This window comes from Pseudomonas sp. ASL4 (genome assembly GCF_056680395.1).
Genome location: NZ_CM155280.1, coordinates 5,397,713 through 5,423,849 on the forward strand (window position 1 = coordinate 5,397,713; position 26,137 = coordinate 5,423,849).

Annotated in this window: 24 protein-coding genes; 14 read left to right on the plus strand and 10 right to left on the minus strand. The window is 60.7% G+C overall.

Features of this window, described 5'->3' with window-relative positions:
• Positions 1 to 214: 214 nt before the first annotated feature.
• Together AC1MEW_RS24445 and AC1MEW_RS24450 are read left to right on the plus strand one after the other, a co-directional pair.
• Positions 215 to 889, plus strand: coding sequence for a heavy metal response regulator transcription factor (locus AC1MEW_RS24445; protein WP_201204618.1), 675 nt, complete (start codon positions 215 to 217; stop codon positions 887 to 889).
• Positions 886 to 2,328, plus strand: a complete 1,443-nt coding sequence (locus tag AC1MEW_RS24450; RefSeq protein ID WP_201257349.1) for a heavy metal sensor histidine kinase — start codon at positions 886 to 888, stop codon at positions 2,326 to 2,328. The genes AC1MEW_RS24445 and AC1MEW_RS24450 overlap by 4 nt, the downstream gene beginning before the upstream one ends.
• Here the strand turns inward: AC1MEW_RS24450 and AC1MEW_RS24455 are convergent.
• Positions 2,325 to 3,236 (minus strand): cation diffusion facilitator family transporter, encoded by a 912-nt coding sequence (locus tag AC1MEW_RS24455; protein WP_201257350.1) that lies wholly within the window; start codon positions 3,234 to 3,236, stop codon positions 2,325 to 2,327. The genes AC1MEW_RS24450 and AC1MEW_RS24455 overlap by 4 nt on opposite strands.
• Positions 3,237 to 3,477: 241 nt before the next feature.
• Between AC1MEW_RS24455 and AC1MEW_RS24460 the strand changes: the two genes are divergently transcribed.
• Positions 3,478 to 5,241 (plus strand): L-lactate permease, encoded by a 1,764-nt coding sequence (locus AC1MEW_RS24460; protein WP_201257351.1) that lies wholly within the window; start codon positions 3,478 to 3,480, stop codon positions 5,239 to 5,241.
• Between the two features lie 37 nt (positions 5,242 to 5,278).
• Here AC1MEW_RS24460 and AC1MEW_RS24465 read toward each other — a convergent pair whose 3' ends face one another.
• The 4 genes from AC1MEW_RS24465 to AC1MEW_RS24480 all read right to left on the minus strand — a co-directional run bounded on the left by AC1MEW_RS24465 (position 5,279) and on the right by AC1MEW_RS24480 (position 9,624).
• Complete coding sequence (locus tag AC1MEW_RS24465; RefSeq protein WP_201257352.1) at positions 5,279 to 5,857, minus strand: DUF4337 domain-containing protein; 579 nt, start codon at positions 5,855 to 5,857, stop codon at positions 5,279 to 5,281.
• Positions 5,858 to 5,947: 90 nt separating this feature from the next.
• The gene (locus AC1MEW_RS24470) at positions 5,948 to 6,964 is read right to left on the minus strand and encodes a DUF2955 domain-containing protein (protein WP_201257353.1); all 1,017 of its coding nucleotides are present in this window, start codon (positions 6,962 to 6,964) and stop codon (positions 5,948 to 5,950) included.
• Positions 6,954 to 8,093 carry an HlyD family secretion protein gene (locus AC1MEW_RS24475; RefSeq protein ID WP_201257354.1) on the minus strand — a complete coding sequence of 380 codons (1,140 nt, stop codon included), beginning with the start codon at positions 8,091 to 8,093 and terminating at the stop codon, positions 6,954 to 6,956. Before AC1MEW_RS24475 ends, AC1MEW_RS24470 begins: the two co-directional genes overlap by 11 nt.
• Positions 8,086 to 9,624 (minus strand): efflux transporter outer membrane subunit, encoded by a 1,539-nt coding sequence (locus AC1MEW_RS24480; RefSeq protein ID WP_201257355.1) that lies wholly within the window; start codon positions 9,622 to 9,624, stop codon positions 8,086 to 8,088. The genes AC1MEW_RS24475 and AC1MEW_RS24480 overlap by 8 nt, the downstream gene beginning before the upstream one ends.
• 157 nt (positions 9,625 to 9,781) lie before the next feature.
• Here AC1MEW_RS24480 and AC1MEW_RS24485 point away from each other — a divergent pair, with 157 nt between their 5' ends.
• Positions 9,782 to 10,282, plus strand: coding sequence for a transporter suffix domain-containing protein (locus tag AC1MEW_RS24485; protein WP_480423856.1), 501 nt, complete (start codon positions 9,782 to 9,784; stop codon positions 10,280 to 10,282).
• 15 nt (positions 10,283 to 10,297) lie between these two features.
• The gene (gene yghX / locus AC1MEW_RS24490; RefSeq protein ID WP_201257357.1) at positions 10,298 to 11,188 is read left to right on the plus strand and encodes a YghX family hydrolase; all 891 of its coding nucleotides are present in this window, start codon (positions 10,298 to 10,300) and stop codon (positions 11,186 to 11,188) included.
• A gap of 7 nt (positions 11,189 to 11,195) precedes the next feature.
• On the opposite strand, the gene AC1MEW_RS24495 is transcribed toward yghX, so the two are convergent.
• Positions 11,196 to 11,429 (minus strand): hypothetical protein, encoded by a 234-nt coding sequence (locus AC1MEW_RS24495; protein ID WP_480423857.1) that lies wholly within the window; start codon positions 11,427 to 11,429, stop codon positions 11,196 to 11,198.
• A gap of 316 nt (positions 11,430 to 11,745) precedes the next feature.
• Between AC1MEW_RS24495 and AC1MEW_RS24500 the strand changes: the two genes are divergently transcribed.
• From AC1MEW_RS24500 to AC1MEW_RS24520, 5 genes are all read left to right on the plus strand, one after another.
• Complete coding sequence (locus tag AC1MEW_RS24500) at positions 11,746 to 11,934, plus strand: DUF1843 domain-containing protein (RefSeq protein ID WP_201257359.1); 189 nt, start codon at positions 11,746 to 11,748, stop codon at positions 11,932 to 11,934.
• A gap of 38 nt (positions 11,935 to 11,972) precedes the next feature.
• A complete protein-coding gene (locus tag AC1MEW_RS24505) occupies positions 11,973 to 12,614 on the plus strand; it encodes a DUF1842 domain-containing protein (protein ID WP_201257360.1) in 642 nt (213 codons plus the stop codon).
• Positions 12,615 to 12,668: 54 nt separating this feature from the next.
• A complete protein-coding gene (locus AC1MEW_RS24510) occupies positions 12,669 to 13,250 on the plus strand; it encodes a DUF1842 domain-containing protein (RefSeq protein WP_201257361.1) in 582 nt (193 codons plus the stop codon).
• Positions 13,251 to 13,391: 141 nt separating this feature from the next.
• Positions 13,392 to 14,855: a GDL motif peptide-associated radical SAM/SPASM maturase gene (locus AC1MEW_RS24515; RefSeq protein ID WP_201257362.1), complete on the plus strand. Its 1,464-nt coding sequence runs from the start codon at positions 13,392 to 13,394 to the stop codon at positions 14,853 to 14,855.
• Positions 14,856 to 15,030: 175 nt separating this feature from the next.
• Entirely contained in the window at positions 15,031 to 15,795 is a 765-nt protein-coding gene (locus AC1MEW_RS24520; protein WP_480423859.1) for an alpha/beta hydrolase, read from the plus strand.
• Between the two features lie 154 nt (positions 15,796 to 15,949).
• Here the strand turns inward: AC1MEW_RS24520 and AC1MEW_RS24525 are convergent, their stop codons facing one another.
• The 4 genes from AC1MEW_RS24525 to AC1MEW_RS24540 form a co-directional block, all read right to left on the minus strand.
• On the minus strand, positions 15,950 to 16,309 hold the full coding sequence (locus AC1MEW_RS24525) for a hypothetical protein (protein WP_201257364.1): 360 nt from the start codon (positions 16,307 to 16,309) through the stop codon (positions 15,950 to 15,952).
• Positions 16,310 to 16,547: 238 nt separating this feature from the next.
• Complete coding sequence (locus tag AC1MEW_RS24530) at positions 16,548 to 17,177, minus strand: Vgb family protein (RefSeq protein WP_480423860.1); 630 nt, start codon at positions 17,175 to 17,177, stop codon at positions 16,548 to 16,550.
• A gap of 34 nt (positions 17,178 to 17,211) precedes the next feature.
• A complete protein-coding gene (locus AC1MEW_RS24535) occupies positions 17,212 to 18,432 on the minus strand; it encodes a helix-turn-helix domain-containing protein (protein WP_480423862.1) in 1,221 nt (406 codons plus the stop codon).
• A gap of 171 nt (positions 18,433 to 18,603) precedes the next feature.
• Complete coding sequence (locus tag AC1MEW_RS24540; protein WP_480423864.1) at positions 18,604 to 19,539, minus strand: LysR substrate-binding domain-containing protein; 936 nt, start codon at positions 19,537 to 19,539, stop codon at positions 18,604 to 18,606.
• A gap of 148 nt (positions 19,540 to 19,687) precedes the next feature.
• Here AC1MEW_RS24540 and AC1MEW_RS24545 point away from each other — a divergent pair, with 148 nt between their 5' ends.
• The 4 genes from AC1MEW_RS24545 (at position 19,688) to AC1MEW_RS24560 (ending at position 25,918) form a co-directional block, all read left to right on the plus strand.
• Positions 19,688 to 20,992, plus strand: coding sequence for an MFS transporter (locus AC1MEW_RS24545; RefSeq protein WP_201257367.1), 1,305 nt, complete (start codon positions 19,688 to 19,690; stop codon positions 20,990 to 20,992).
• 28 nt (positions 20,993 to 21,020) lie between these two features.
• The gene (locus AC1MEW_RS24550) at positions 21,021 to 22,247 is read left to right on the plus strand and encodes a CaiB/BaiF CoA transferase family protein (protein WP_480423866.1); all 1,227 of its coding nucleotides are present in this window, start codon (positions 21,021 to 21,023) and stop codon (positions 22,245 to 22,247) included.
• Positions 22,244 to 23,026 carry a methylmalonyl-CoA decarboxylase gene (gene scpB / locus AC1MEW_RS24555; RefSeq protein ID WP_201257369.1) on the plus strand — a complete coding sequence of 261 codons (783 nt, stop codon included), beginning with the start codon at positions 22,244 to 22,246 and terminating at the stop codon, positions 23,024 to 23,026. Before AC1MEW_RS24550 ends, scpB begins: the two co-directional genes overlap by 4 nt.
• 306 nt (positions 23,027 to 23,332) lie before the next feature.
• A complete protein-coding gene (locus tag AC1MEW_RS24560; RefSeq protein ID WP_480423868.1) occupies positions 23,333 to 25,918 on the plus strand; it encodes a bifunctional diguanylate cyclase/phosphodiesterase in 2,586 nt (861 codons plus the stop codon).
• Positions 25,919 to 26,137 lie beyond the last annotated feature (219 nt).

Here is a 26,137-nt window from a genome sequence, read left to right on the forward strand (position 1 = left end):
AGCCGTCCAGACTCATGCGACATGTTGTCGCAAACCTTGAATTAACCGCTCAAGAACAAGGCTTTGGCTTGACCCTGTAGCAGCTTCAGGCTTTACGGTGGCGATCATTGAAGCGTTTCAAACGCACTTTACATTCGGTCAGAGAACCTTAAAACAACAACTAACTTTTCTGAGTAATCCCACTATTTTTTGTTATTTAAAAAGGTGAACTATCATGCGAATCCTTGTAGTTGAGGACGAGCTTAAAACTGCCGAGTACTTGCATCAGGGCCTGACGGAAAGTGGCTATGTAGTTGACCGGGCCGCGAATGGTGCAGATGGACTTCATCTGGCCCGCCAACAGGCCTACGACCTGGTAATACTTGATGCCAATCTTCCGCAACTTGATGGCTGGAGTGTGCTTGAGCAACTGCGCCAAAGCAGCAACACCCGGGTGATGATGCTGACCGCACGCGGGCGTCTGGCGGATAAAATTCGAGGCCTCGATCTGGGCGCCGATGACTATCTGGTCAAGCCGTTCGAGTTTCCCGAACTGCTGGCCCGAGTCCGAACCTTGATGCGTCGCAGCGAGCACATTCCCGTGCCGCCAGTGCTCAAAGTTGCCGACCTCGAACTCGATCAGGGCCGCCACCGGGCCTTTCGTGGCGAGCAGCGCATCGACCTGACGACCAAGGAGTTCGCGTTGCTGCACCTGCTGATGCGCCAGTCAGGCGAGGTGCTCTCTCGTACACAGATTATTTCGCTGGTCTGGGACATGAATTTCGACTGCGACACCAACGTGGTCGAGGTGTCGATCCGGCGCCTGCGAGCGAAGATCGATGACCCGTTCGACAACAAGTTGATCCATACCCTGCGCGGCGTTGGCTATGTGCTGGAGGCCCGGGAATGAAGCCGGCGAGCCTGTCGATGCGACTGGGTTTGACCGTGAGTATTCTGGGGGCGTTGCTGGTGGTGTTGCTAGCGGTGCTCGCGTTTATCGCACTGTCCCATGAGCTGGACACACTCTCCAAAAGCAGCCTCGACAGCAAAATGCAGCAGATCGAGCACAGCCTTTCGAGCTATGAAAAACCCAGCGACATCAACGCCGAACCCCACGCGTTGCTTGATCAGGTGATGGGCCATGACAACCTGAACCTGACCCTCTATGACCTGAAGAATCTGCGCTCGCCGCTATTGAAATTCGGCACGGGGTTAACCGACCCAAGGGTCGAGTTGAAGGCCGCGGCATCGGCCATCGACCAGGTTTCGTATTCCCGAAGTACTGATGCTGAAGGTCGGCACTTCCTGACCGCGTCCAGGCTCATTCGACTCCCCAACGGCACGAGCGTCGCCGTGTTGCTGTCGATTGATTGCGCCAACGACGACACGCTGCTCAGTGCGTACCTGCGCTCGACGATCATTGCCTTGCCGTTGCTGCTGATCCTCATCGGCATCAGCGCCTGGGCCGTGGTCCAGCGTGGCCTTGCGCCGTTGCGTGAGTTTCGTAAGGTCGCGGCGATGATCTCGGCGCAGGACCTCAGCCATCGACTGTCGGTGGTCAAGATGCCCCAGGAACTCAGTGAGCTGGCCCACGGCATCAACTTCATGCTGCACCGCCTCGACGGCGATGTTCAGCAGTTGTCGCAGTTCTCCGATGACCTGGCCCACGAACTGCGTTCGCCGATCACCAACCTGATGGGCAAGGCTCAGGTGACCCTGTCCCGGGAGCGACCGGCCGAGGAGTACAAAGCGGTGCTGGAGTCCTGCACCGAAGAGTTGGGCCGCGTGACGCGGATTGTCTCGGACATGCTGTTTCTGGCGCAGGTCAGTCACCCCGCCGCGCTGGTCCCGTTCGAGACCATTGCGCTGGAGGATGAAGCGTTGAAAGTCGTCGATCTGTTTTCACTGTCGGCGGAAGAGAAACGGATCAGCCTGAGCGTTACCGGCAGCGGCTCGACCCTTGGCGACCGGTTGATGATCCAGCGGGCGATTTCCAACCTGATGTCCAACGCCATACGCCATTGCCCGCCCGGCCAGGCCATTTCGGTGATCATCGAAAACCATGCCGGCGAGGTTTCACTGTTGGTGGGCAACCCTGGCGCCGGGATTGAACCGCAGCATCTGACGCATTTGTTCGACCGCTTCTATCGGGTCGACACCAGCCGGTCCCGCGCTGAAGGCGGGACCGGGCTTGGTCTGGCGATTGTGCGTTCGATCATGAGCCTGCATCAGGGCAGCGCCGAGGTGCAAAGCCTGCCGGGCAGCGTCACGGTGTTCAGGCTGGTGTTTCCCAACCTCGACGGGCAAACCCCTTGGCCATCCAAACGGCAGGAATCCACCGCCGGCTAGTGCTCCATGCCGAGGTCTTTTTCGAGCCCGGCATGGAACTGCGAGTGCTCCAGTTGCAGGGTCGTGTGGCTGATGTGAAAGGCCTCGCTCATCAGGCGTGTCACTTCAGCCAATACGGCTTGCCCAGCCTCGGAAGAACCCTGGACCACCAAGTGCGCACTCAGGACGTTCTTGCCACTGGTCACCGCCCAAATGTGCAGATCATGAAGGTCCTCGACGCCGTCAACCGCCCGGATACGCGCCTCTACTTCATTAATATCGATGCCTTCGGGAACCCCTTGCAGCAGGATATTGGTGCTTTCCTTGAGCAATACCCAGGTTCTGGGCAGCACCCATAAACCGATAGCGGCAGCGACGAACGAATCGACCCAGGACCAGCCGGTGTAGCGAATGATCAGTGCCGCGCCGATGACACCGATGGAGCCGAGCATATCGCTCCAGACTTCCAGGTACGCGCCTTTGACGTTGAGGCTTTCGTCACTGGCGGACATCAACAGGCGCATCGAGATCAGGTTCACCAACAACCCGATCACGGCGACGATCAACATGCCGGTGGACTGGATTTCTGTCGGGGTCCGGAAGCGCTGATAGGCCTCGTACAGAATGTAGATAGCAACCAGAAACAGCAGAATGGCGTTGAACGCGGCGGCGAGGATTTCGAACCGGGCATAACCGAAGGTGCGTTTCTTGTCCGCCGCGCGTTTGGCAATCTGGATGGCGACCAGCGAGATCGCCAACGCGGTGGCGTCGGTCAGCATGTGCGCCGCATCGGACAGTAACGCCAGACTGCCGGTGACGTAAGCACCGATGACTTCTACGACCATGAAACTGGTGGTCAACGCCAAGGCGAACCACAGCTTTTTCTCGTGCCCGGCCCGTGCTTGTCCGTGACTGTGTCCTGCGCTCATCGGTCGCTCCATGGGTTTTCTGTTTGGGGAGAGTGGACACCCTGTAGCGGGTTCAGGGTCAAGCGGGAAACTGTGGTGACTTGAAGACCGCTTTCGCGAGCAAGCCCGCGAAGTGGCCCAACAGACCACCATAAACCTCAAGCCAAGCCCGGCAAGGACAGCGGCGAATTGCCACCTATACTCCAGACAACCTACCCCGCAACGGATTTGCGCCTCCAACAATAATAAGCAGAGGTGGAACATGGTCTGGCAGCAAATCTACGACCCGTTCGGCAATCCGGTGTTATCGACGGCCATGGCGGCCACGCCGGTGGTGGTGATGCTGGCGTCCCTGGCTTTTTTCCATATCAAGGCACACATGGCCGCATTGCTGGCCTTGGGTTCGGCTTTGTTGATCGCGATTTTCGCTTTCGGCATGCCGGCGAACATGGCGGGCTCGGCGGCGCTGTTTGGCGCGGCCAACGGCTTGCTGCCGATTGGCTGGATCGTGCTGAACATCATCTTCCTGCACCGGCTGACCACCGAGAACGGCTCGTTCAAAGTGCTGCAGGATTCCCTGGCGCGCATCACCGATGACCGACGCCTGCAACTGCTGCTGATTGCCTTCTGCTTTGGCGCGTTCTTTGAAGGCGCGGCCGGGTTCGGCACACCGGTAGCGGTGACCGGGGCGATTCTGATCGGGTTGGGCTTCTCGCCATTGGCCGCGTCGGGTCTGGCGTTGATCGCCAACACCGCACCCGTGGCGTTCGGCGCCCTCGGCACGCCAATCATCACCCTGGCCAAGGTCACCGGGCTGGATGAAATGGAGCTGTCGATGATGGTCGGCCGCCAGTTGCCGTTCTTCTCGGTGCTGGTGCCGTTCTGGTTGATCTGGGCCTTCGCCGGCTGGCGCAAGATGCTGGAAATCTGGCCGCCGATTCTGGTGGCTGGGGTCAGTTTCGCCGTGCCGCAATTCATCGTGTCGAACTACCACGGACCGATGCTGGTGGACGTGATTGCCGCGTTGATTTCCATGGCCTGCCTGACCTTGTTCCTCAAGGTCTGGAAACCCGCCACCGTTTACACCTCGGCAGCCCTGTCGGGGCGTATCGATAACTCGAAAATCGATGCGGCTGACGATGAGAAACCCGTGGCCAGCGCAACCTTCGCCAGCGACGCCAAACCGGCGGTCATGCGCGCCTGGATGCCGTGGATCATTCTGACGGTTTTCGTGTTCGCCTGGGGCACGCAGGGCTTTAAAAACCTCTTCGATACCCGCGCCGTCACCGACCCACAAACCCACTCAGCGATGCTCGACCCGCAGGGCAAACCGCTGATCGAGGCGAACCCGATCTTCTCGCCAGCCCTGACTTTCACCACCCTGCACCAGCAAGTCCAGAAGGTGCCGCCGGTAGTGCCACAACCGAAAACCGAAGAAGCGATCTACAAGTTCACCTGGTTCACCGCCACCGGCAGCGGGATCTTGTTGTCGGCGATTATCGGCGGGTTGCTGATGGGCTATTCGATCCCGCAACTGGCGCGCCAGTACCTGCGAACGCTGTGGGTGGTGCGCTTTTCGCTGATTACCATCGCGGCGATGCTCGCCTTGGGTTACCTCACGCGCTACTCGGGACTCGACGCAACCATGGGCCTGGCGTTCGCCGCCACCGGGATTTTCTACCCGATGTTCGGCACCCTGCTCGGCTGGCTCGGCGTGGCGCTGACCGGCTCGGACACGGCTTCCAACGTGCTGTTCGGCGGCTTGCAACGGGTGACTTCCGAACAACTGGGGATCAGCCCGATCCTGATGGCCGCCGCTAATAGCTCCGGCGGGGTCATGGGCAAAATGGTCGATGCGCAGTCAATCGTGGTCGCCTCTACCGCAACACGCTGGTACGGCCATGAAGGGGAGATTCTGCGCTACGTGTTTTTCCACTCGATCGTGCTGGCGATTCTGGTCGGCGGGTTGGTGACGTTGCAGGCGTATGTGGCGCCGTTCACTCATATGGTGGTGGGCGGGCATTGAATAGGCACGGCGCCAGGCCGTGCCCTCGGGGCGTGGTTTATATATGCAGCCAGGCCAGTGTGCCCAACACGACACTGGCGCCGCCTGCGGTGTAGGCGAGTTTTTTCAGCCACTCCTTGCGGGTCAGCAAGGTGATCGCGGCCAGGGAAATGGCGATCTGAATCGCGGTCATCGCCTGGGCCCAGCGGTGATGCTGGTGCAACGCCTCCTCGGACTTCGCATCCCACACGCGAACCTCCTCCTCCAGCGCTTCGGCTTTCTTGCGCACCACTTCTTTTTCTTTCTTGTAGCGTTCCGCTTCGGCGACGTAGTGCGCGGCATCGAGGCCGGGGATGTGGGTCGCCAGTTCGGACAGGTTCTGTCGGCTGGACTTGGCCTGGTAGTAATTCCACTGGTTGGACGCTTCGGTTTTCTCGATGGCGGCGTTGTTCTTGTCCATCGCCGCTTCGCTTTCCGTGGAGCCCGCCTGATAGCTGAGCAACGCGCCCACGGTCGCCATGATGGCCGTCATGACAGCGATCTTGCTGGCGAAATTATCACCCTTGCCATGGGCGTGGTGGGTGACGTGTTCGACATGTTCTTCGTGTGGGCTTGGGACTTCGAACGCTTCAGACATGGCTTTGACTTCGGGGGTTGGACAGGTGTCGAAGTGTAAGGCGCGCCCTCCTGCGAAGTGCTTGTCATTGGATTACCGTTCAGCTTACGTTCAGGCAATGTTCACTCGGCGTGGCTCCAGCAGGTAAACCATCAGGCAGGCATACAACGTCACCAGGATAAACAGCCCCATGCGCACGGCGGCCGCGGTGTAGACGTCCTTGCCGGCGGCGCTGTCCTGCACCGACTGGCCCAGCAGAATAATCAGGGTGATCAGGCTGTTGAGCCAGAATCCCGGGCTGAAGCGGGTCGGGCTCAGGGCATAGAGTTTGCGCGCCAGTACCAGGCCGAACAGCAGCATCCACAGAAAGAACATCCACAGGTGCACAAACAGGCTCAGGGCGCACCAGAACAGGATCGCCAATGCGCCACCGAGCAGCGTCGAGCCGAGCAACTCGCGACCGGCGTTGCGCACGGTCGTGGTAGAACTCTGCTGACCGAGGCTGACCGCTTTCAGGATGATCGGCAGGTAGCGGGCCGGATCGATCAGCGCCAGCAGGAATGCCGGCAACACGATCAACGTGGCGCGCAAAGCGACCCGGTCGACGTCTTCCGCCGGCAGTGTCAGCGCGGCGGGTGCTGGCGGTGTATTGGCCGGCTCGGGAAACAGCCCATGACTCAATGTCACGACGATCACGGCAAGCAGCAAACCCTTGACCAGCGCTCCGATGACCATCAGTGCCAGGTCGAAACTGGCGAACCCGGCCGCCGAAATCATGGTCAAGCCAATCACCAGAAACGTCACGATCAGGTTGTTGCCGCCGCGCAGGCCAAAACGAAAAACCACAAATAGACCGAGGCCAATCAGCAACAGCCCACTGACCGGGTAATAGCGCAGCAGCGGAATCAACAACAGCCCGATGCCGGTGGTCAGCATCGCCACCAACGCCAGTGCCACCCCGGCCTTGAGCGGCAGCGGCTGATTAAGGGTGGCAAGGAACAGCAGCGCCAAAACGGGCGCGAGAAAGGGAATCGGCAATGCCAGACCGAAACTGGCGGCCAGGCACAGCGCCGTACCCGTGGCCAGGCGCAGAGCGCGCTGATCCCGGGCGGTGCGCTCAGTAGGCATACGACAACCAGCTCATCAGACTCAAAAATATCCGGCCGAGCGGGTTCAAAGGGTTGCCTTGGCTCGGGAACGCCATGACTTCAGCCTGACCGCCAGCGCGGATGGCGCGACTGTCGCGCAGGCTGTTCAAGGCGTCTTCGCCGAACTCGATCACCACCGGGAAGCGCTGGGCCGGGCGCAGCCAGTCACGGCTGTTCTGAATACTCGGCAAGGTGCCGGGCGCTGTCGGTTGGCCAACACTGACGCCATAACCGACACTGCGCACACGTCCCTCGAAGACTTCGCCCGGCAGCGCATCCAGCACAATGGCCACCGGGGTTTCGGGCTGGATCAGGCCCAGGTTGTTTTCGGTCATGTCGGCGCTGATCCACACATCGTGGATGGCGATCAGGGTCATCACCGGGCTGCCGCCGGCGGCGAACTGTCCGGCGTCGGTGCGCAGGTCTGTGATCAAACCCGCCGAACGCGCGTAGATGCGAGTATTGGCCAAGTCCAGCTCGGCTTTCGACAACGCCGTCGCAGCGCTGCGCAGTTGTGCGTTCTCCGCCTCGTTGCCGCCCTCCTGCTCCTTCGCCCGTTGAATTTCGGCACGGGCCGCCTCTACTTGGCTGGCGGCCTGTTCGAGATTGGCCCGCGACACTTCCAGCAGACGCACAGACACCGTGCCCCGGTCTTCGCGATACAAGCCTTCCAGCCGCTGATTATCCTGTCGCGCCTTGAGCTCGTTGGCCTGGGCCGATCGCAACGACGCTTGTGCCGAGGCGATGCCAGCGGTGCCGGCGCCGATCTGGCGACGGGTCGATTCGAGGTCCGCGCGAGCGCGATCAACGGCGATCTGATACGGCTGCGGATCGACCTCGAAGAGAATGTCCCCGGCCTTGACGTCCTGGTTGTTGCGCACGTTGACGCGGATCACCCGCCCCGCCACTTCCGCCGCCACCGGAATGACAAACGCCCCGACCCGCGCCTGCTGCGTGTAAGGCGTGAAGCGGTCGGCGAGCAAGTACCAGACAAGGCTGAGGATGATCAACAGCAGCACCCACTTGATGCCTTTTTTCGCCGGGTCGGCGGCCGGTGCCGTGGCTTTCGGCGCCGACGCTTCGACAGGGGGCGGTGCGGCTTCACTCATGGTTATTCACCTTGTCGGGCAGTGGATAGGCGGGCTGCGCAGCGGTGGGGTCGTCCAGCAGGTCGTCCCAGTCCGTGCGTTTTTCCATTTGCTTGCGCGTGGCGCTGTCGATGGTTGGCTGGGCGGCGTACCAGCCACCGCCGAGCGCTTTGTACAGGGCAATCAGGTTGCTCACGGCATCGCTGCGGCTGATCAGGTAGTTGTCCTGTTGCTGGAGCAATGCCTGCTGGGCATCCAGCACCCGCTGAAAGTCTGAAAAGCCTTCGCGATACTGGGCGCTGGCCAGCACCAGCGAACGTTTGGCCGCCACCTCGCCTTGGCGCAGGATGCGTTCGCGCTCCAGGGATTTGCTCAGGCCGCTGGCGGCATCGTCAGCCTCGCGGGCGGCCTGGCGCACAGTGTCGCGGTAAGACTCGATCAACTGCTGCAAACGCGCGTCTTGCACCCGCACGTTGTTGCTGATCTTGCCGTGATCAAACAGGTTCCAGCGCAGGCTGGGGCCTCCGATAAAGTCCAGGTTGTTGGACGTGCCGCCCACCGAACTGGCCGACCAGACGATGCTGCCAACCAAGCTCAGCGACGGATAAAAATCACTTTCGGCCACGCCGATCAGCGCCGACTGGGCAGCAACGTTCAGCTCGGCCGCGCGCACATCGGGCCGGCGCAGCAGCAGGTTGGCCGGCACATCCTGCAGCACGGCGCGGTCCACCAGCGGGATCAGCCCTTCATTGTCCGTCACTTGCGGCAACTCACCCGGCGCTTGCCCGGTCAGCACCGACAAGGCATTGCGGGTTCGATGCAGCTGATCTTCGAGATTGGGAATGCTCGCCAGGGTGCCGAGGTACTGGGTCTTGGCCTGCTGCAGATCGAGCTCAGCCGTCTGGCCGCTGTTGAACAGTTTGCGGGTGATGTCCAGGCTGCGCTCTTGCTGCCGGGTGTTGTCGCGGGCGACGCGCAATCGCGCCTCGGTGGTGCGCAGTGAAAAGTAGGTGTCCGCCACTTGGGCGCGCAGCAGCACGAGCGCGTCTTCGTAGTTGGCCTGGGCAGCGAAGTAGCTGGCATCCGAGGACTCGATGGCCCGACTGAAGCGGCCCCAGAAGTCCAGTTCCCACGCTACGTCGAAACCTTCACTGAATTGCCAGATTTGGCTGTTCTGCGGATTGCTGCCGCTGTACTGACGGCGTGCAACGTAGAGGCCGTCGACACTGGCCTGTTGCAGTTGCGGGTAACGTCCGGCCTGGGCGATGCCCAATTGCGCCCGGGCTTCCATTATCCGCAGGCCGGCAATCTTCAGACTGGAGTTGTGCGCATCGGCGTCAGCAATCAGTTGGTCGAGCACCGGGTCATTGAAGACTTGCCACCACTGACGGATATCCGGGTTCGTACCCCGTTCGCTGGATTGCTCCAGCGCCGGCGTACTCCAGTGTTTGACCCAGTCTTCGCCGGGGGACTGAAAGTCCGGCCCCACACGCATGCAGCCGCTGAGGCCGAGCGCGCCCAGCAACAGGAGCGATCCTGACCGGATCAACATGGCTGCACGTGGATACATGACGGGGCCCGACCAGATAGATGACTTGGAGCATAGCCGCCCCAATCAAAACGCGAACTCGTCCGTAGCGGCGTATCAGCTGCTACGCTTTTCAAGTGCCACTAACCGCTGCAGTCCATCCAGAAAAGGTACGGCCCTCATGACTACCCAACCTCACTCAGCCGGCTGGCGCTTCAAACTGGGCATCGTCATTTTGTGTTTGATGCTGGGGTCGTGGTTGATGGTGCCGCTCGCGGCAGCGGTCGGTGTCCCGGGTTCAAAGGTCGCCGCGCTGACGGGAGTCTTGTTTATCAGCAATAAGGTCCTGCTGATTCTGGTGATTGCCGTCATGGGCAAGGCCGGCTTCCAGCAATTGAAGCGCAGCGTGTTTGGTTACGTGACCTCACTGGCGCCCAGCGCCGAACTCGAAGTCGGCCCGGTGCGGCATTGCATCGGGCTCGTCATGTTCTGCGTACCGCTGATCTCGGCCTTTCTTGAACCCTACGTCGACAGCATTTGGCCGGGGCTGCGGCCAAACCTCTGGCAGGTTCAAGTCTTGGGCGACCTGATGCTGATCGGCAGCTTTTTCGTGCTGGGCGGCAACTTCTGGGACAAGGTGCGCGCGTTGTTCATTCGAACCGCCAAAGTGAGCAATGCCTAGACAGGAAGCAAGCCAATGAACCGTCTGACGGCGAAAGACTTCGCACCTGAGTTGCTGGAACTCTACGACTACTACGTACATGGCCAGATCAACCGGCGGGAGTTTCTCGACCGCGCGGCGTTGTTCGCCCTCGGCGGGTTGACCGCGTCCGCGCTGCTCGCCGCCCTGAGCCCTAATTACGCCCTGGCCGAGCAAGTGGAATTCACCGACCCGGACATCCTCGCCGAGTACATCACCTACCCGTCACCCAAGGGCCACGGCCAGGTTCGCGGCTATCTGGTGCGCCCGGCGAAAGCCGCCGGCAAGGTGCCGGCGGTGGTGGTCGTGCATGAAAACCGTGGGCTAAACCCTTACATCGAAGACGTTGCCCGGCGCGTGGCCAAGGCCGGTTTCATCGCCCTCGCCCCCGATGGCCTGACGTCGGTCGGCGGCTATCCCGGCAATGATGACAAGGGTCGTGAGCTGCAACTGACTGTCGACCCGGAAAAACTCATGAATGACTTTTTCGCGGCCATCGAGTGGCTGATGAATCACGCCGCCGGTACCGGGAAAGTCGGCATCACCGGTTTCTGCTATGGCGGTGGCGTCGTCAATGCGGCGGCGGTGGCCTACCCGGAACTGGCGGCGGCAGTGTCTTTCTATGGCCGACAACCCGAAGCCAAGGATGTGCCGCGAATCCAGGCGCCGCTCATGCTGCATTACGGCGAACTGGATACCCGCATCACTGAAGGCTGGCCGGCCTTCGAGCAGGCATTGAAAGCGGCGGGCAAAACCTATGAAGGCTACATTTATCCAGGCGTGAATCATGGTTTTCACAACGACTCCACGCCTCGATACGATGAAGCCGCTGCCAAGCTCGCCTGGAGCCGGACGCTGGATTGGTTTGGGCGATATCTGGCGTCCTGAATAACGGTCAGGCTTGCTGACCGTTACCGACACTTCTGGCGATATCAATTCCCCAGTCCAGCGCGGCTTCCATGTCCAGCAAATGCGGCGACGGGTCGTTGTCCTCAACGATAACCGTGCCATCTGGCCGGTAGACACCGATGAACATTTCCAACGAGCCGTCCCTCAGGATCTTGGCTTTCACCTCGATTTTGCATCCGTTCGACAGGGTTTCTGTGTGAATCAGGTGGCGCTCGGTCATTTTGTACTCCCGGTTTTTGGCCTGAAACCAATATCAAAAGACACTGCAGTTTAATGCCAAACGTTATATTGGAAAGTCATTATTAATGGCGATAAGGACGTCGGTTATTTATGAGAAAAAAGCTGAATCGGCCATTCTTAATCGCCATTCTCAATATCAAACTAGCGTCAACCAAACACTTCGCGATGAGTAAAACCGGATTAAAAATTTAAAAGGCATTATGCCTCCATTGGACATTGCATATTTAAAGAGTCCTGCTTAACTGCAAAAACTGCTAATGACGGCAGTACTTGCTAATACCACGGAAGGAGTCGCTATGAGCCATTCATCTTCTCATCCAATCCCGCCGTACGGGGTCGCCATCCAGAACGCTATCAAGGAAGGCAACCTGCAACAGATGAAAGCGTTATTGAAACAACGCGACGCATCGAAGCCTGAACCCAAAGAGCTACAGACCGCTTACGACACACTGGCCAAGGAAGTTTCGCGCCAGGAAAAACACTAGCTCTGTTTTCTCCCCTTATTGCAATGGAGGCAATAACCATGTCTGGTACTCACCAACAACCTGTCGGTTTATTCCCACTCGCCTATCGAATTGGTACTTCGGCACCGGGTGCACAAAGCCTGGCATTCAATCTGCTGGTCTTTACCCCTGAAGAGACGGTCAGCGGCACCGCGACAATCACTCAGGCCACCAACCCTCCGCTGGATATCCATTCCGATGTCTGGGGCGAATACACCTACCTGACTGTGATGTCACCCGGTGTCAGCAAAATCCTGATCACCGCACAGGGCAATCACGGCGGCCCAGGCTCGAACTCCATCGTGAATTTCAAGATACGCTTGGTGGTCGGCACCGACTGGAAGGACGGTGTCGCCAACTATTCCTACCTTGATGGTCAACGCTGGGTCGAGGTGAATAACGTTCCGGCTCATCTCACCGAAGCGGTGCGTTCCACTGCCTTCCCGCCGCTGGAGCCCGGCCCGGTTATGCCGCCGCATTTTTCGTATTCGCCGATCCTGCCGCTGTATGCAGCGCCGATTCAAAGCGCCATTGCCAGCGGTGACCTGGCCCAGATGAAAAACCTCGCGAGCCTGGCCAAGCAACAACTGGATCAGCAGCCACAACTGCAAAGCGCACTGGAAGCCGCCAAGGGCGAAATCAGCCGACTCGAACGCCGCTGACCCGGACACTCAATGTGCCTGGTTTGTCCTGAATACACTTAAGGGAGTTGCACCATGTCAATCGGACTTTTCCACACTCGCCTCAACGTCAGCAATCATCTAATCGGCGCACCGGTTTTAACCCTGGACCTGTTGGTGGACACGGTTAAAAAGAAAGTCAGCGGTATTGCCAGCCTCGTTCAAGCCACCCATCCGCCAGTGCACTTCCGTGCTCGGGTCTGGGGTGAATATTCCGAGGCCAAACTGATTCCGACGGCCGAGAGCCACATCATCCTCACCCTGGATGGCAGCCCTAGCGGCCCACTCAGCCAGATCGCCCAGACCTTTCATTTGAAGGGCATCCTCGGCGCGGACTGGGTCAGCGGCTTTGTCGACTATCGCTACTACGAGCAGGGCGTCTGGCATCAAGTCAAGCACGCCGCCGTCAGTCCATCGCCCGTGATTGGCCCGGTGGAGCCGCCTCATCACGTCCAGCCGCTCTACGCCGTCGCAGTGCAGCAGGCGCAAACCACGGGTGACCTGGCGCAACTGAAATCGGTGGTGCAGCGCGGCGAACAGCAAGTGGCTCACAGCGGCGCCTTGCGCAGTGCGCTGGAGCAGTTGACCGCCGAAATCGCACGGTTGGAAGCGCGCTAGCGCTGCCTGAACTAACGATGAGTAACCTGTGGCGAGGGAGCTTGCTCGCGTTGGGCCGCGAAGCGGCCCCTTGGGAAAAGGACTGCTGCGCAGTCCAACGGGAGCAAGCTCCCTCGCCACAACTGTGCGCAAGGAGCTCACATGTCAGACAATCGCCCTGCCCGCTACCTCAGTGAAACCGACCTCAAACGTTACGTGCCTGTGCATGTGGTCTGGGAAATCACCCTGGCCTGCGACCTCAAATGCCTGCATTGCGGCTCCCGCGCAGGCCATCGGCGACCCGATGAACTGAACACCCAGGAATGCCTCGACGTCATCGACTCTCTGGCCGCGCTCGGCACCCGCGAGATCACCCTGATCGGCGGCGAAGCCTATCTGCGCAAGGACTGGACCCGGCTGATCCAGGCCATCCACGATCACGGCATGTACTGCGCGATTCAAACCGGCGGGCGCAACCTGACGCCGGCGAAAATGCAGGCCGCGGTGGATGCCGGGCTCAATGGTGTCGGTGTTTCCCTGGATGGATTGGCACCGCTGCATGACGCCGTGCGCAACGTGCCGGGCTCATTCGACAAAGCCGTGGATACCCTGCGCCGCGCCAAACAGTCCGGGCTGGCAGTGAGCGTCAACACCCAGATCGGCGCCGCCACATTGCCCGATTTGCCCGAATTGATGGAGGTGATCATCGGCCTCGGCGCCACCCATTGGCAGATCCAGTTGACCGTCGCCATGGGCAACGCCGTCGATCACCCGGAGCTGTTACTGCAACCCTATCAACTGCTGGAAGTGATGCCGTTGCTGGCACGGCTTTACCGCGAAGGCGTCGATCGCGGTTTGCTGATGAACGTCGGCAACAACATCGGTTACTACGGCCCGTATGAACACATGTGGCGCGGCTTCGGCGACGAACGCGTGCACTGGAGCGGCTGCGCCGCCGGGCAAACCGTGCTGGCACTTGAGGCCGATGGCACCGTAAAAGGCTGCCCTTCGTTGGCCACCGTCGGTTTTTCGGGCGGCAATGTGCGCAACATGAGCCTGCACGACATCTGGCATTACAGCGAAGGCATGCACTTCGGTCGCTTGCGCTCGGTCGACGACCTGTGGGGCTACTGCCGCAGCTGCTACTACAACGACGTCTGCCGTGGCGGCTGCACCTGGACTTCGCACTCCTTGCTCGGCAAACCCGGCAACAACCCGTACTGCCATTACCGCGCGCTGGACCTGCAAAAACGCGGGCTGCGCGAACGCATCGTCAAGATTGAAGACGCCGCGCAAAAATCCTTCGCGGTCGGGCGTTTTGATCTCATCACTGAACGCATCGAGACCGGCGAAACGGTGAGCAGCGTTAGCGACAGTGGTCAGGTGATCAAACTGGCCTGGGCGAATCAGGGCCAGAAATCACCGGACGAAGGGCGCATTCCGACGCAGTTGGCCTTGTGCCGGGGATGTTTGCAGTACATCCACCCGCATGAAGTGACGTGCCCTCATTGCGCTGCGGATGTGGCCGCCGCCGAGGCCGGGCATCAGGTGGATCGGGCGCGGCAGCAGGCGATCATGAATACGCTGAACGGGTTGTTGGGGTTGCCGAAAAATACGTTGATGTGAATGGATTGGCGTCTTTTCTTCATCTGCGACGGATGGCGCCGATGTGGCGTTGCGGGGCGATTCGGCCTGGTAGCGGACAGCATTTTGCGGCGGGTGGCCCGCTAATCAATGGACTAGACTGCTAACGCCGTCTTCAGGCCCAGAGCACTCAATGTTGTCCAGAAAAAGCAGGCGCATGCCACGAATCCTGGTGTACATCCTCGTATCGATTGCAGCCGTGTACTTGCTGCTCTGTGCCGCGCTGTTCGTGTTTCAGCGCGCCCTGATTTACTTCCCCCAACCCAGCACCATCGAGACCCCGGATACGTTGCTCAAACTGTCGGTTAGCGACGCGGACCTGCAGGTATCCGTCAGGCCACACGTGGGCCCCAAGGCGTTGATCTATTTCGGTGGTAACGCCGAGGACGTCTCTCGAAACCTGCCGCCGTTTTCCCAAGCGTTCCCGGACGAGGCGATCTATCTACTGCACTACCGAGGCTTCGGAGGAAGCTCGGGGTCACCTTCCGAGGAAGCGATTGCCCGCGATGCGCTTGATTTGTTTGACCGGGTCTACGCCGAACACCCGCAGGTTGCCGTGGTCGGTCGCAGCCTCGGCACCGGCGTTGCCATCCGCCTCGCCAGCCAACGCCCGGCGTCGCGCTTGATCCTGATCACGCCCTACGACAGCCTTTTGGAACTCGCCGCCCGCCAGTTCCCGATTTTTCCGGTGCAGTGGTTGTTGAAGGACACGTTTGATTCAAGGAAATACGCGGCGCACATCAGCGTCCCGACACTGTTGATCATGGCTGAACACGACGAGGTGATACCGCGGGTGAGCACAGAGCTGCTCTATGGACAGTTCACTCCGGGTGTGGCGACGCTGAAGGTCATCAACGGTGTGGGGCACAACTCGATCTCCGAGAGCCCCGAGTACCTCAAATTGATCGGCGCCGGGTTGTGAGTGCGGTTGTGAGTCGACCACATTCACCGCGTTGAAAATCGCCCCCGGTAGGAGCTGCCGAAGGCTGCGATCTTTTGATTGGGTCTTTCAAAAGGCAACGTCAAAAGATCGCAGCCTTCGGCAGCTCCTTGACCGCGTTTACAGCCATCCGCGTCTAGCGTTTGCGCGCCAGGCGTTGCGCCCAATTGCCGCCGTTAACTCGCTGGCATTGTTCTTCGGAATCGAATTGCACATGAGCCGCGACCGGGCTGACGAGTACGTCCGCTTGCGCTAACGCCTCGGCCGTCAATTCGACCATGCGTTCGCCCTGGCCGCTGGACAATGCCTGTTGCTTTTCAGCCTCGGTATCGAAGACCCAGATCACCCGCAGACTGGAAGGAAACTCGGCGTAATCGACCTCGTGGGTCAGCCAGCAGAAGCCGACGATTTCCGCTTTGGCCGTTTCACAGGCTTCGGTCAGGGTGGCGACCAGGCGACGTTCGATGTGCGCCTGATCGCGCTTGCTTAAAGCCATGGGTTGATCCTTGTGAGTGGCGAGGGGAAGCGCCAATCATACGATCCTGCGCGCTTGTGGCGAATACTGGTTTGTTGTCAGACAGTTTTTTGCTGTCTTTAGGGCCCCTTCGCGAGCAAGCCCGCTCCCACACTGGATTGTTGTCGTTCACAAACAGTATGTTCACAACCGTCCATTGTGGGAGCGGGCTTGCTCGCGAAGAGGCCCATTTAGCCGCCGCAAAACTATCTATTCGACCTCATTTCGGCCGACGAACCGCCCGCAATTTTCCACTACCCCCGCCACCACAAAAGAACTGATCGGCACCATCGGACTCAAGCCCCGAGACGCCGACGCCTGCGGGCATCTTTACGCTTTCCAGCACTTCACCTGTCGCCGGATCAACACGCCGCAACTCACTCTCATCGCCCTCCCACGTCCCATGCCACAACGCGCCTTCGACCCAGGTCACGCCGGTGACAAAACGGTTGGACTCGATGGTGCGCAGAATCGCCCCGGTCTCGGGATCGATCTGATGAATCTTGCGGTCACGATACTCGCCCACCCACAGCGTTCCTTCGGCCCAGGTCAGCCCGGAATCACTGGGGCCGGGCGCGGGGATGGTGTGAAGGACGCGGCCGGTCCTGGGGTCGATTTTCTGGATACGGTCGGCGGCGATCTGGAACAGGTGCTCGCCGTCGAACGCGGTGCCCGCATCGGCAGTGACGTCGATCGAGCGCAGGGGCTGGCCGCTGGCCGGGTCGAGGGCGTTGAGTTTTTCGCCGCTGGCGAACCAGACATTCTGGCCGTCCCAGCTCACGCCATGCACAGCGTCGACACCGGCAAAAGGGCCATATTCACGGAGGATTTCGGCTGCTGAGTGTTTCATGATGGTTTCCTCGTCACGGGTTGGTGAGGTGATCCTAATCACTGGGCCACGGCGCCGTGAGTAACAAAGTCGTCGCGAAACCCGGCACCGGCGGAGTCATCCAGCGCCGCGCCCGTCCGCGTCCGAATGATTGCACCTTGGCGTCGGCCGCCAGTGTGTCGAGTGCCCGTTGCACCGTGCGCTGACTGGTGCCAAGGGCCAGCGCCAGGGCGGAGCTCGACCACGATTCCCCGTCAGCGAGGAAGGCAAACAACGCAGCGAATTTTTCTTCAACGGGCCGCCCCAGTAGCACGACGTCGGTTTCATCCCGCGACACCAGGGCATACCCGCGCGGGGTCGCGGTCACGCTGGCCAGCGGCTCAAGCGCCGCACGCAGGCGACCGACCTCGACGCGCAACCGGGCGCGATGGGATTCATCGCTGAGTTTCAAGCGAAAGGCTCGGGCGATCAGCGTTTCTCTCGGCACGTCAGCGGGCCAGGCTTCGGCCAGTGCCCGGGCGATGGTGAACAACACCGGGCGCGAGGCCAGTGAGACCGACATGCCGGCGCCGCGCACGCTGTAGCGGCAGGCGTCCACCACCAGCGAGGTTGAGGCGAGCAGCGCTTCGACTTCGTCCAGCAACAGCGGACGTTCCTGGCCCTGGGCAATCAGTCGTGCGACGGGCGTGTTCATCGCCAGGACAGCGTGTTCAACCTCGGAGCTAAGGGCGGGAATCGCTGCTTGCCCGGCGGCCTCTTCGGCTCTGCTCAGCGCAGCGCGTGCCATGTTCGATTGCAGGCGCCGCATCGCGATCCCGGCCACGACCAGTTCATGGACAGTGCGCAAGGCCGGCGGCAGTGGCGCAGGGTCAAGTTCGGTGAGTAGGTGCTGCGCGTCATCCAGGCGCCCGATCAGCAGCAGGCGCCGAATCTCCAGATAGCGCGCATGGGCGGCGTTGACGAAATCGCCGTGGGCTTCAAGCGTCAAACGTGCCGTGCCGAGAGCCTTTACCGGCCAACCCAAATCCCGAGAGGCCAGTGCGATCTCAGCCTCTGCGACCACACACCTCGCTCGCGCCAACGCCTCTTTCGGCCCGAAGGCCCGCGCCGCCCGTTGCACCAGCGCCCGGGCTCGCACCAGCTCACCGAGCTGCGCCATTGCAATGCCCCGCAGCGCGAGCGCCGGCGCATCGTCGCGCAAGGCTATGCGGTTCAGCGCACCGAGGGGGTCACCCGCCGCGAGTGCTCGGGCTGCTGCGGTGATTAGCGAGTCCATCTGAATTGCGCCACAGGTGTTACTCCCACCGTTCGGTACACCGTGTTGAGTCTATCTCACAGTGGTTGATCCTGAAGGTGGGGCTTGGTGGTGGCTTGAAGAGTACAACTGATCCGGGATTCGTGGTGTATGCGCGATGACGGCCCTCAAACACAACACAAAAATGCCGCATCACCGCCCATCCGCCCATCCCGGCTGGCGCTCAAACCCGTCGAACAACTCAAAAATGGTCGCCTTGACCTTCTGCACCGCATTGCTCTGCACCGCGCTGTCATGCCAACACAACGACAGCTCCCGGGTGAACAGTCGATGATCGATCCTCGCCAGTTTCAGCTTGTGCTGCTCCAGCTCAACATGCGCCGCCGCCCACGGCAGGATCGTCACGCCGAGCCGGGCCTTGACCGCCGAGAACAGCAGGTCCGTGGAGTTGGCCTCAAACTCCACCTCACACTGCAGGCCGGCCTCTTGAAAAGCCGATTCGACCCGACTGCGAATCGTGTTCGGCGCACAAGGCAGCACCAGCGGCATCTTCGCCAGGACCTCAATCGACACCGGGCCATCCGGTAAAGCAAATTCCGGCCACGCCACCAGGTACAACGCCTCAGTGAGCAGTCGTTGCGAGACCACGCCTCGGGTTTCGACCACATCGACGTTCACCGCCAGCGCCACCCGCCCGACGGTGATCAGGCCGCCAAGCTCGGCGCTCGGCGCATCGATCAGTTCCAGTTTGATCCCCGGATAACGGCTGCGGATGGTCCGCGCCAGCGGGATCGCCAACATCCGCGCAGTACTCGACGGCATGCCGACCGAGACCTTGCCTTGCGGGAACTCGGCGTCCTGGCGCAACAGTTCCTGGGTGCCATCGGCCTGGCGCAGCAGCTCGACGGCATGCCGATACAACGTGCGTCCCGCCGCCGTCGGCACCACGCCGTGAACGCTGCGTTCGAGCAGTTGCATGTCCATGTCCTGCTCCAGATTGCGCATCTGTTGGCTGATCGCAGGCTGGGCGATGTGCAGTGCTTCACTGGCGCGGGTGATGTTGCCGCACTCGATGACCTTGATGAAATAACGCAATTGGCGCAGGTCCATGGGCATCTCCGAAGCCATCGTATTTTCCGTTGGGAGCAGAGGAATATCATATTTGAGGCTTATGAGATACCGCGCCTAGACTCGTCTCACAACAAACGAAGCGCTATCGGCCGCAACCGCCGGGCAGCGCTTCCATAGGCCTGAAAAAGGCCACTGGGAGATCGCCATGTCTAGAGCAATGACTGCATCTGCAACACGCGAGAAACCGATCAAAACGCCCCTGACCCGCGAGCAGATTCGCGGCTTCTGGACGGTCTACCTGGGATGGGTGCTCGATGGCGTGGATTCGGTCATCTTCGCCCTGGTGCTGATCCCGGCCATGACCGAGTTGCTGCCCAACTCCGGCATCACCGCCACCCCTGCCAACATCGCCATGTACGGCTCCCTGCTATTCGGTTTGTTCCTGATCGGCTGGGGTCTGTCGTTTATCTGGGGACCGCTGGCCGACCGCTTTGGCCGGGTGAAGATGCTGGCGGCGAGCATCCTGGTGTACTCACTGTTTACCGGCGCGGCAGCGTTTTCCGAGAACATTTGGCAACTGGCGGCGTTTCGGTTGATCGCCGGAATCGGCGTCGGTGGCGAGTGGGCACTGGCCGGGACCTACGTGGCCGAGTGCTGGCCGGAAGACCGCCGCAAAATGGGCGCCGGTTACCTGCAAACCGGCTACTACCTGGGCTTCTTTATCGCCGCGTTGCTCAACTACACCGTCGGCGCCACTTATGGCTGGCGCGTGATGTTTCTCTGCGGCCTGTTCCCCGCGTTCGTGGCGATCTATACCGCGCTGAAAGTCAAAGAACCGCACAAGCCTGTCATCCACGTCAAAGGCGCTAAAGCGCATAGCTCGTGGCTGGAAATCTTCGCCCCGGCGTTTCGGCGCCGCACGCTCACCAGCTCGGCTTTGGTTGGGGTCGCGATTGTCGGTTTGTGGGCCGGTTCGGTGTACGAAGCCACCGCCGTGGTGACCCTGGCGACCCGCGCCGGCATCGACCATGTCGGCGCGGTACACCTGGCCTCGATTGGCGCGGCGATCCTGTCGCTGAGCACGATCCTCGGCTGTCTTATCGCGCCGTGGCTGGCGGAACGTGTCGGGCGGCGCAAGGCGCTGGGTATCTACTTCGCCGGCATGGCGGCTTCAATCGTGGTCGCATTTGGCTGGGTGTTTTACATGGACGATGGCCTGCACCTGTTCATGGTGTCGCTGGTGTTCCTCGGTTTCTTTGGCGGCAACTTCGCGATCTTCTCGCTCTGGTTGCCCGAGCAATACCCGACCCGCATCCGCGCCACGGCATTCGCCTTCAACGCCTCGGTCGGGCGCTTCATCGGCGCCGGGGTCAACTTCCTGCTGGCGGCGGCCATTCACTGGCACGGCTCGCTCGGCGCGCCCATCGCCTGGACCGCTGCCGCGTTCGTGGCCGGGATTCTGATCCTGCCGTTTGCCGTCGAAACCCGTGATCAAACCCTGCCGCAATAGCGCCCTGATCAGTGAACTGGAGAACCCTATGCAAGCGTTAAAAGGCGTGAAGATTGTTGACTTGAGCCGGGCACTGTCAGGACCGTTCTGCACCATGGTGCTGGCCGACCTCGGCGCCGACGTGATCAAGATCGAGCCCGGCCCGACCGGCGACATGAGCCGCACCTGGGGCCCGTTCGATCGGGGCGTCAGCACCTATTACCTCTCGTGCAACCGTAACAAGCGCGGGATGTGCATCGACTTTCGCCGCCCCGAAGGACTGGCCACGATCCAGCGACTGATCGACGACGCCGACGTGGTGATCGAGAACTTCAAACCCGGCACCCTGGAAAGCATGGGCCTCGGCTTTGAGGTGCTGAGTGCGCGCAATCCACGACTGATCCTCGGCAGCATCAACGCCTTCGGTGCCGACGGACCGATGAGCAGTTGGCCAGGCTTCGACCAGATCGCCCAAGGCTACTCGGGGCTGATGAGCCTGACCGGCTTCGTCGACGGCGACCCGACCCGCACCGGCACGGCCATCGGTGATTTGACCTCGGGGATGTGGCTGGTGACGGCAGTGATGGCCGCCCTGCTGGAACGCTCGACCACCGGGCGCGGCCAGCATGTCAGTACGTCGTTGCTCGCTAGTCTGGTGGGGTTGTTGAGCGTGCATGGCCAACGTTATCTCAGCCTCGGCGATGTGCCCCGCCGTACCGGCAATGCACATTCGGTGATTGCCCCTTACGGGGTGTTCCAGACCCTCGACGGCCCGCTCAACCTGGCGCCGATCACCTCGGCCATGTGGGGACGCTTGTGCGTGTTGCTGGACTTGCCTTCTCTGCCAGAGGATCCGCGCTTCGCCACCAATGAAGCTCGGGTCGAGCGTCGCGAAGAGCTGAAGGCGATCCTCGAAAGCCGTCTGAAAACCCGCAGTAAACACGCGTGGACCGAGCTGTTCATCGAGGCCGGCCTGCCCGCCGGCCCGATCAACACCCTCGACGAAGTTTTCGACGATCCGCAAGTGCTGCACAGCCAACTGACTGAAACCCTCAACCATCCGACCCTCGGCGCACTGCGCCAAGTGGTGACGCCGGTGTTCAGCGCTACCGACAGCGCCGCCAGCCGCCCACCACCGCTGTTGGGTGAACACACTATAGAGGTGCTGCGCGAGGCGGGGTTCGATGCCGCTTCGATCAACGCCCTGCTCGCCGCCAACGTCGTGTTCCAGGACACCGACGACTCATCCGCACACGCCACAGGAACCGCCCAATGAACTCGACCGTCACCGTCCACCAGATCGATGAGCGCATCGCCCGACTGGTCTTCAGCAATCCCAGCCACCGCAACGCCCTCAGCGCCCAACTGCTGAGCGCCCTCGACGAAAGCCTCGCCGCCCTCGCCGCTCAACGCGTGCCCGTGGTGATACTTGGCAGCGAAGTGGGGCAACCGGTGTGGAGCGCCGGCCACGATATTCGCGAACTGCAACACGACCGCGACCCGATCGCCTACGGCAAACCCCTCGAACAAGTATTGCGCCGGATCCGCGCCTACCCCGGCGTGGTCATTGCGTTGATCTCCGGTTCAGTGTGGGGCGGCGCGGTGGACCTGGCGATGAGCTGCGACCTGGTGGTGGCCGACCACAGCGCCAGTTTTGCGATGACCCCGGTGAACATTGGCCTGCCCTACACCACCAGCGGCTTGCTGCGGTTCTTCAACAACTTGCCGATTCATGTGCTCAAGGAAATGTTCTTCACCGCGCAGAAACTCGACGCGCAACGCGCGGAACGGTTTGGCGTGATCAACCGCTTGGTCGACAGCAGCGAGCTGGAAGCGACCGCCCTGGAAATGGCCCAGGGCATCGCCGCCAAAGCGCCGCTGGCGGTGGCGGCGGTCAAGGAACAGCTGCGCATTCTTGAAGATTTGCAACCGATGCCGGTGCAGGCGATGGAGCAGATTGCCGAGTTGCGGCGACAGGCCTGTGAGAGCAGCGACTTTGGTGAAGGGTTGGCGGCGTTTGCGCAGCGCAGGGTGGCGGTGTTTAGCGGTCGTTGATGAGGATCTGGAAAGTGTGGTGTTTGGGCTGACGTCTCCGCGAGCAAGCCCGCTCCCACAGGGGGTCTGTGTTGGAACACTCATTTGTGTACAACAAAAAACCCCGGTGGGAGCGGGCTTGCTCGCGAAGAGGCCCGAACAAACACCGCAAATCCAGGGATGGTCCGGCGTTCTGGTCCACGCTGCCTATACTCTCGCCAATAGATTCATCACCGACGATCGCGGATGACTGAATCGCTGGCCAGCCTGAGCAATGCAACAGTTCAGGTTGCCCAGACGCTGTGAGAATGGATCAAGGACGAGTCAATGGACCTTTCAGCCTATGCGGCCCCGGCCCATACCCGCCAAAGCTCGGTGACACGGCGCCTGGCGTTTGCAATGGGCATTGTGTTTATCGCTGGGGTCGGTATCGCGCTCGGCACGCTGTTCAGCATCGCCGCCGGCCTCGACGCCGAAGACCTCAGCGATACCCGGTTCTACACCGAACGCGCGCTGGAAAACCGCGTCACCGCATCAAAAAACTACATCACCAGTTATGCCTACTGGACGTCCGCCTATGAGCATTTGAATGGCCAGGTGGACACCGATTGGGCCTATACCCAGCAAAATATCGGGAAAACGCTGTTCACCAACGATGGCTACGAAGGCGTATTTGTCGTTGATCGGGAGCGCACCAAGTACGCGGTGATTCGGGGGCAGTTGGTCCAGGGTGATTTTTCCAGTTACCTGACCGCGTCTGCCGCGACGCTGATCGATCAGGTTCAGGGCCAGGCCGACCTGACCAAACCGATGAGCCTGTACACGATGTTCGAGGGTCGGCCGGCGCTGCTGACCGCTTCGGCGGTCATACCCAATGACGACCGCACGATAGCGGACCCCAAAAGCACCTCGCTGCTGGTGTTCGTCGATCAACTGGCCGCGACCAAACTGCATAGCCTGGGCGTCAGTTATGGCTTGGAGGAGTTGAGCCTCGCCGCCGATGCCAGCATCGCTAAAAACCTGCCGCAGGTCCCCCTGGATAGCACCGGTTATAGCCTGATCGCCAAACTCGAAAAGCCCGGGCAGCATTTATTGTGGTCATTACTGCCGCCGCTGGCAGGGACATTGACGGTGCTGATGTTGCTGACCGCCTATTTCTTTCGCTATGCGTTGCGCTCCTCACGGTATGTCGACACCAGTTATGAGGAGTTGCAAGCCGCCAACCAGGCGCTGGAAGCCAGCGAAGAGCGCTTTCGTGCAGTGGCGGAAGCGGCGTCGGACTGGATCTGGGAAATTGATCAACGCCAGTCCATCACCTACCTGTCCGGGCGATTCAGTGAAGTGACTGGGTTCTCCAATCAGCAATGGGTGGGCCAAAACATCGAGCAACTGCTGTATTGCGACACCACGCCCCTGGCACTCTGGTTGAACAAACTGACCGAGCAAGCCGATGTCAGCTTGCTGCGTTGTACCTACCGCGATCACACCGGACAACAACGCTACTGCCGCGTATCTGCCCGGCCGATTTTCGACCACCACGCCGTCATTGGCTATCGGGGCACCGCCAGCGACATCACCGATGAAGTCGCCGCCCACGCGCAAATCCAGCATCTGTCGATGCACGATGCGCTGACCGGTTTGCCCAACCGCAACAAGCTTGCGCGCTACCTTGACGAGGCGTTGCTGCTCAAAGAGTACTCGGCGCCGCTGACGTTATTGATGCTGGATCTGGACAACTTCAAGCCCATCAATGACTCCCTCGGCCACCCTGCCGGCGATGCGGTGTTGCAGGAGGTCGGCGCCCGTTTGCGTGAATGCACCCGCGACCATGACATCGTGGCCAGGCTGGGCGGTGATGAATTTGTCGTGGTGCTGCACGGCATGGACAGCCACAGCGAAATCGACAAATTCTGTACCCGACTTATCGCCAGCCTGCACCGGCCCATCCCTTATGAAAACCATGCGCTGCATATCGGCGCCAGCATCGGCATAGCCCTCAGCCGCCGCCAGGGTTACCTGCCCGGCGAATTGATCCGCTGCGCCGACATCGCGCTGTACAAGGCCAAGTCCGACGGTAAAAACACCTGGTGCTATTTCGAAGCGCACATGAACGACCAGATTCAACAGCGTCGCCAACTGGAAGACGATCTGCGCCTGGCGGTGCAGAACCAGCAGTTTGTACTGCATTACCAGCCGCGCTACAAAGTCGACGGCAAGGAAATTGTCTCGGTTGAAGCGCTGGTTCGCTGGCAGCATCCGACCCAAGGCCTGCTCGGGCCGGACGTGTTCATTCCCTTGGCCGAGCAAACCGACCTGATCGTGCCGCTGGGCCGCTGGGTTTTACGCGAAGCCTGCGAAACCGCCCTGACCTGGCCGGCCCACTTACTGTTATCGGTCAACCTTTCCCCGGCACAATTCGCCCGCAGTGACGTGGTCGAGGATGTCCGCGAGGTGCTGGTCGAAACGCGCTTCCCGGCCAGTCGCCTGGAACTGGAGATTACCGAAAACGTGATGCTCAACGACATCGACGGCGCCCTCACCACCATGAACGCGCTCAAGGAACTGGGCGTGCGCCTGAACATGGACGACTTCGGGACCGGTTATTCCTCACTCGGCTACCTGCGTGCCTACCCGTTCGACGGGATCAAGATCGACAAACGCTTCATCGCCTCGATGAGCAGCGGCGGCAACGACCGCGCGGTGGTTCAGGCGATCATCGGACTGGGCAAGGCCATGGGTCTGACCGTGACCGCCGAAGGGGTCGAAACCGAAGAGCAACTCAACATTCTGGGCGCAGATCAATGTCACGAGGTGCAAGGCTTCTTTATGAGCCGCCCGATCGACAAACAGGCATTCAGCAAACTCCTGAGCGAATCCCGCCCTCCATTCCCTGAACGACACCTCCCCTTGTAGAAGCAAGGCTCGCCCGCGAGAGGCCCGAACAACCCCCACAGCCCCAACTTACGCGCCACCGCTAGTCGCTTTTCGATGGTTTTAATACGTAAACATGACAGGTAATTTATGTTTTTGTAACAATTGGAAACGTATAATCCGCGCCAGCGTAGCGGTGCATCGACGCCAGCGTCGATGAACCCCGCAATTGCTGGCCCGATGGCCTCAATCAGGCCCCCC

Coding starts and splice junctions, on each gene's coding strand:
- AC1MEW_RS24560 (WP_480423868.1), top strand. CDS start 23,333: ATGGACCTTTCAGCCTATGCGGCCCCGGCCCATACCCGCCAAAGCTCG.
- AC1MEW_RS24480 (WP_201257355.1), bottom strand. CDS start 9,624: ATGTTGATCCGGTCAGGATCGCTCCTGTTGCTGGGCGCGCTCGGCCTC.
- AC1MEW_RS24455 (WP_201257350.1), bottom strand. CDS start 3,236: ATGAGCGCAGGACACAGTCACGGACAAGCACGGGCCGGGCACGAGAAA.
- AC1MEW_RS24445 (WP_201204618.1), top strand. CDS start 215: ATGCGAATCCTTGTAGTTGAGGACGAGCTTAAAACTGCCGAGTACTTG.
- yghX (WP_201257357.1), top strand. CDS start 10,298: ATGAACCGTCTGACGGCGAAAGACTTCGCACCTGAGTTGCTGGAACTC.
- AC1MEW_RS24485 (WP_480423856.1), top strand. CDS start 9,782: ATGACTACCCAACCTCACTCAGCCGGCTGGCGCTTCAAACTGGGCATC.
- AC1MEW_RS24460 (WP_201257351.1), top strand. CDS start 3,478: ATGGTCTGGCAGCAAATCTACGACCCGTTCGGCAATCCGGTGTTATCG.
- AC1MEW_RS24500 (WP_201257359.1), top strand. CDS start 11,746: ATGAGCCATTCATCTTCTCATCCAATCCCGCCGTACGGGGTCGCCATC.
- AC1MEW_RS24550 (WP_480423866.1), top strand. CDS start 21,021: ATGCAAGCGTTAAAAGGCGTGAAGATTGTTGACTTGAGCCGGGCACTG.
- AC1MEW_RS24475 (WP_201257354.1), bottom strand. CDS start 8,093: ATGAGTGAAGCCGCACCGCCCCCTGTCGAAGCGTCGGCGCCGAAAGCC.
- AC1MEW_RS24495 (WP_480423857.1), bottom strand. CDS start 11,429: ATGACCGAGCGCCACCTGATTCACACAGAAACCCTGTCGAACGGATGC.
- AC1MEW_RS24545 (WP_201257367.1), top strand. CDS start 19,688: ATGTCTAGAGCAATGACTGCATCTGCAACACGCGAGAAACCGATCAAA.
- AC1MEW_RS24530 (WP_480423860.1), bottom strand. CDS start 17,177: ATGAAACACTCAGCAGCCGAAATCCTCCGTGAATATGGCCCTTTTGCC.
- AC1MEW_RS24535 (WP_480423862.1), bottom strand. CDS start 18,432: ATGGACTCGCTAATCACCGCAGCAGCCCGAGCACTCGCGGCGGGTGAC.
- AC1MEW_RS24470 (WP_201257353.1), bottom strand. CDS start 6,964: ATGCCTACTGAGCGCACCGCCCGGGATCAGCGCGCTCTGCGCCTGGCC.
- AC1MEW_RS24465 (WP_201257352.1), bottom strand. CDS start 5,857: ATGTCTGAAGCGTTCGAAGTCCCAAGCCCACACGAAGAACATGTCGAA.
- AC1MEW_RS24510 (WP_201257361.1), top strand. CDS start 12,669: ATGTCAATCGGACTTTTCCACACTCGCCTCAACGTCAGCAATCATCTA.
- scpB (WP_201257369.1), top strand. CDS start 22,244: ATGAACTCGACCGTCACCGTCCACCAGATCGATGAGCGCATCGCCCGA.
- AC1MEW_RS24515 (WP_201257362.1), top strand. CDS start 13,392: ATGTCAGACAATCGCCCTGCCCGCTACCTCAGTGAAACCGACCTCAAA.
- AC1MEW_RS24520 (WP_480423859.1), top strand. CDS start 15,031: ATGCCACGAATCCTGGTGTACATCCTCGTATCGATTGCAGCCGTGTAC.
- AC1MEW_RS24450 (WP_201257349.1), top strand. CDS start 886: ATGAAGCCGGCGAGCCTGTCGATGCGACTGGGTTTGACCGTGAGTATT.
- AC1MEW_RS24525 (WP_201257364.1), bottom strand. CDS start 16,309: ATGGCTTTAAGCAAGCGCGATCAGGCGCACATCGAACGTCGCCTGGTC.
- AC1MEW_RS24540 (WP_480423864.1), bottom strand. CDS start 19,539: ATGGCTTCGGAGATGCCCATGGACCTGCGCCAATTGCGTTATTTCATC.
- AC1MEW_RS24505 (WP_201257360.1), top strand. CDS start 11,973: ATGTCTGGTACTCACCAACAACCTGTCGGTTTATTCCCACTCGCCTAT.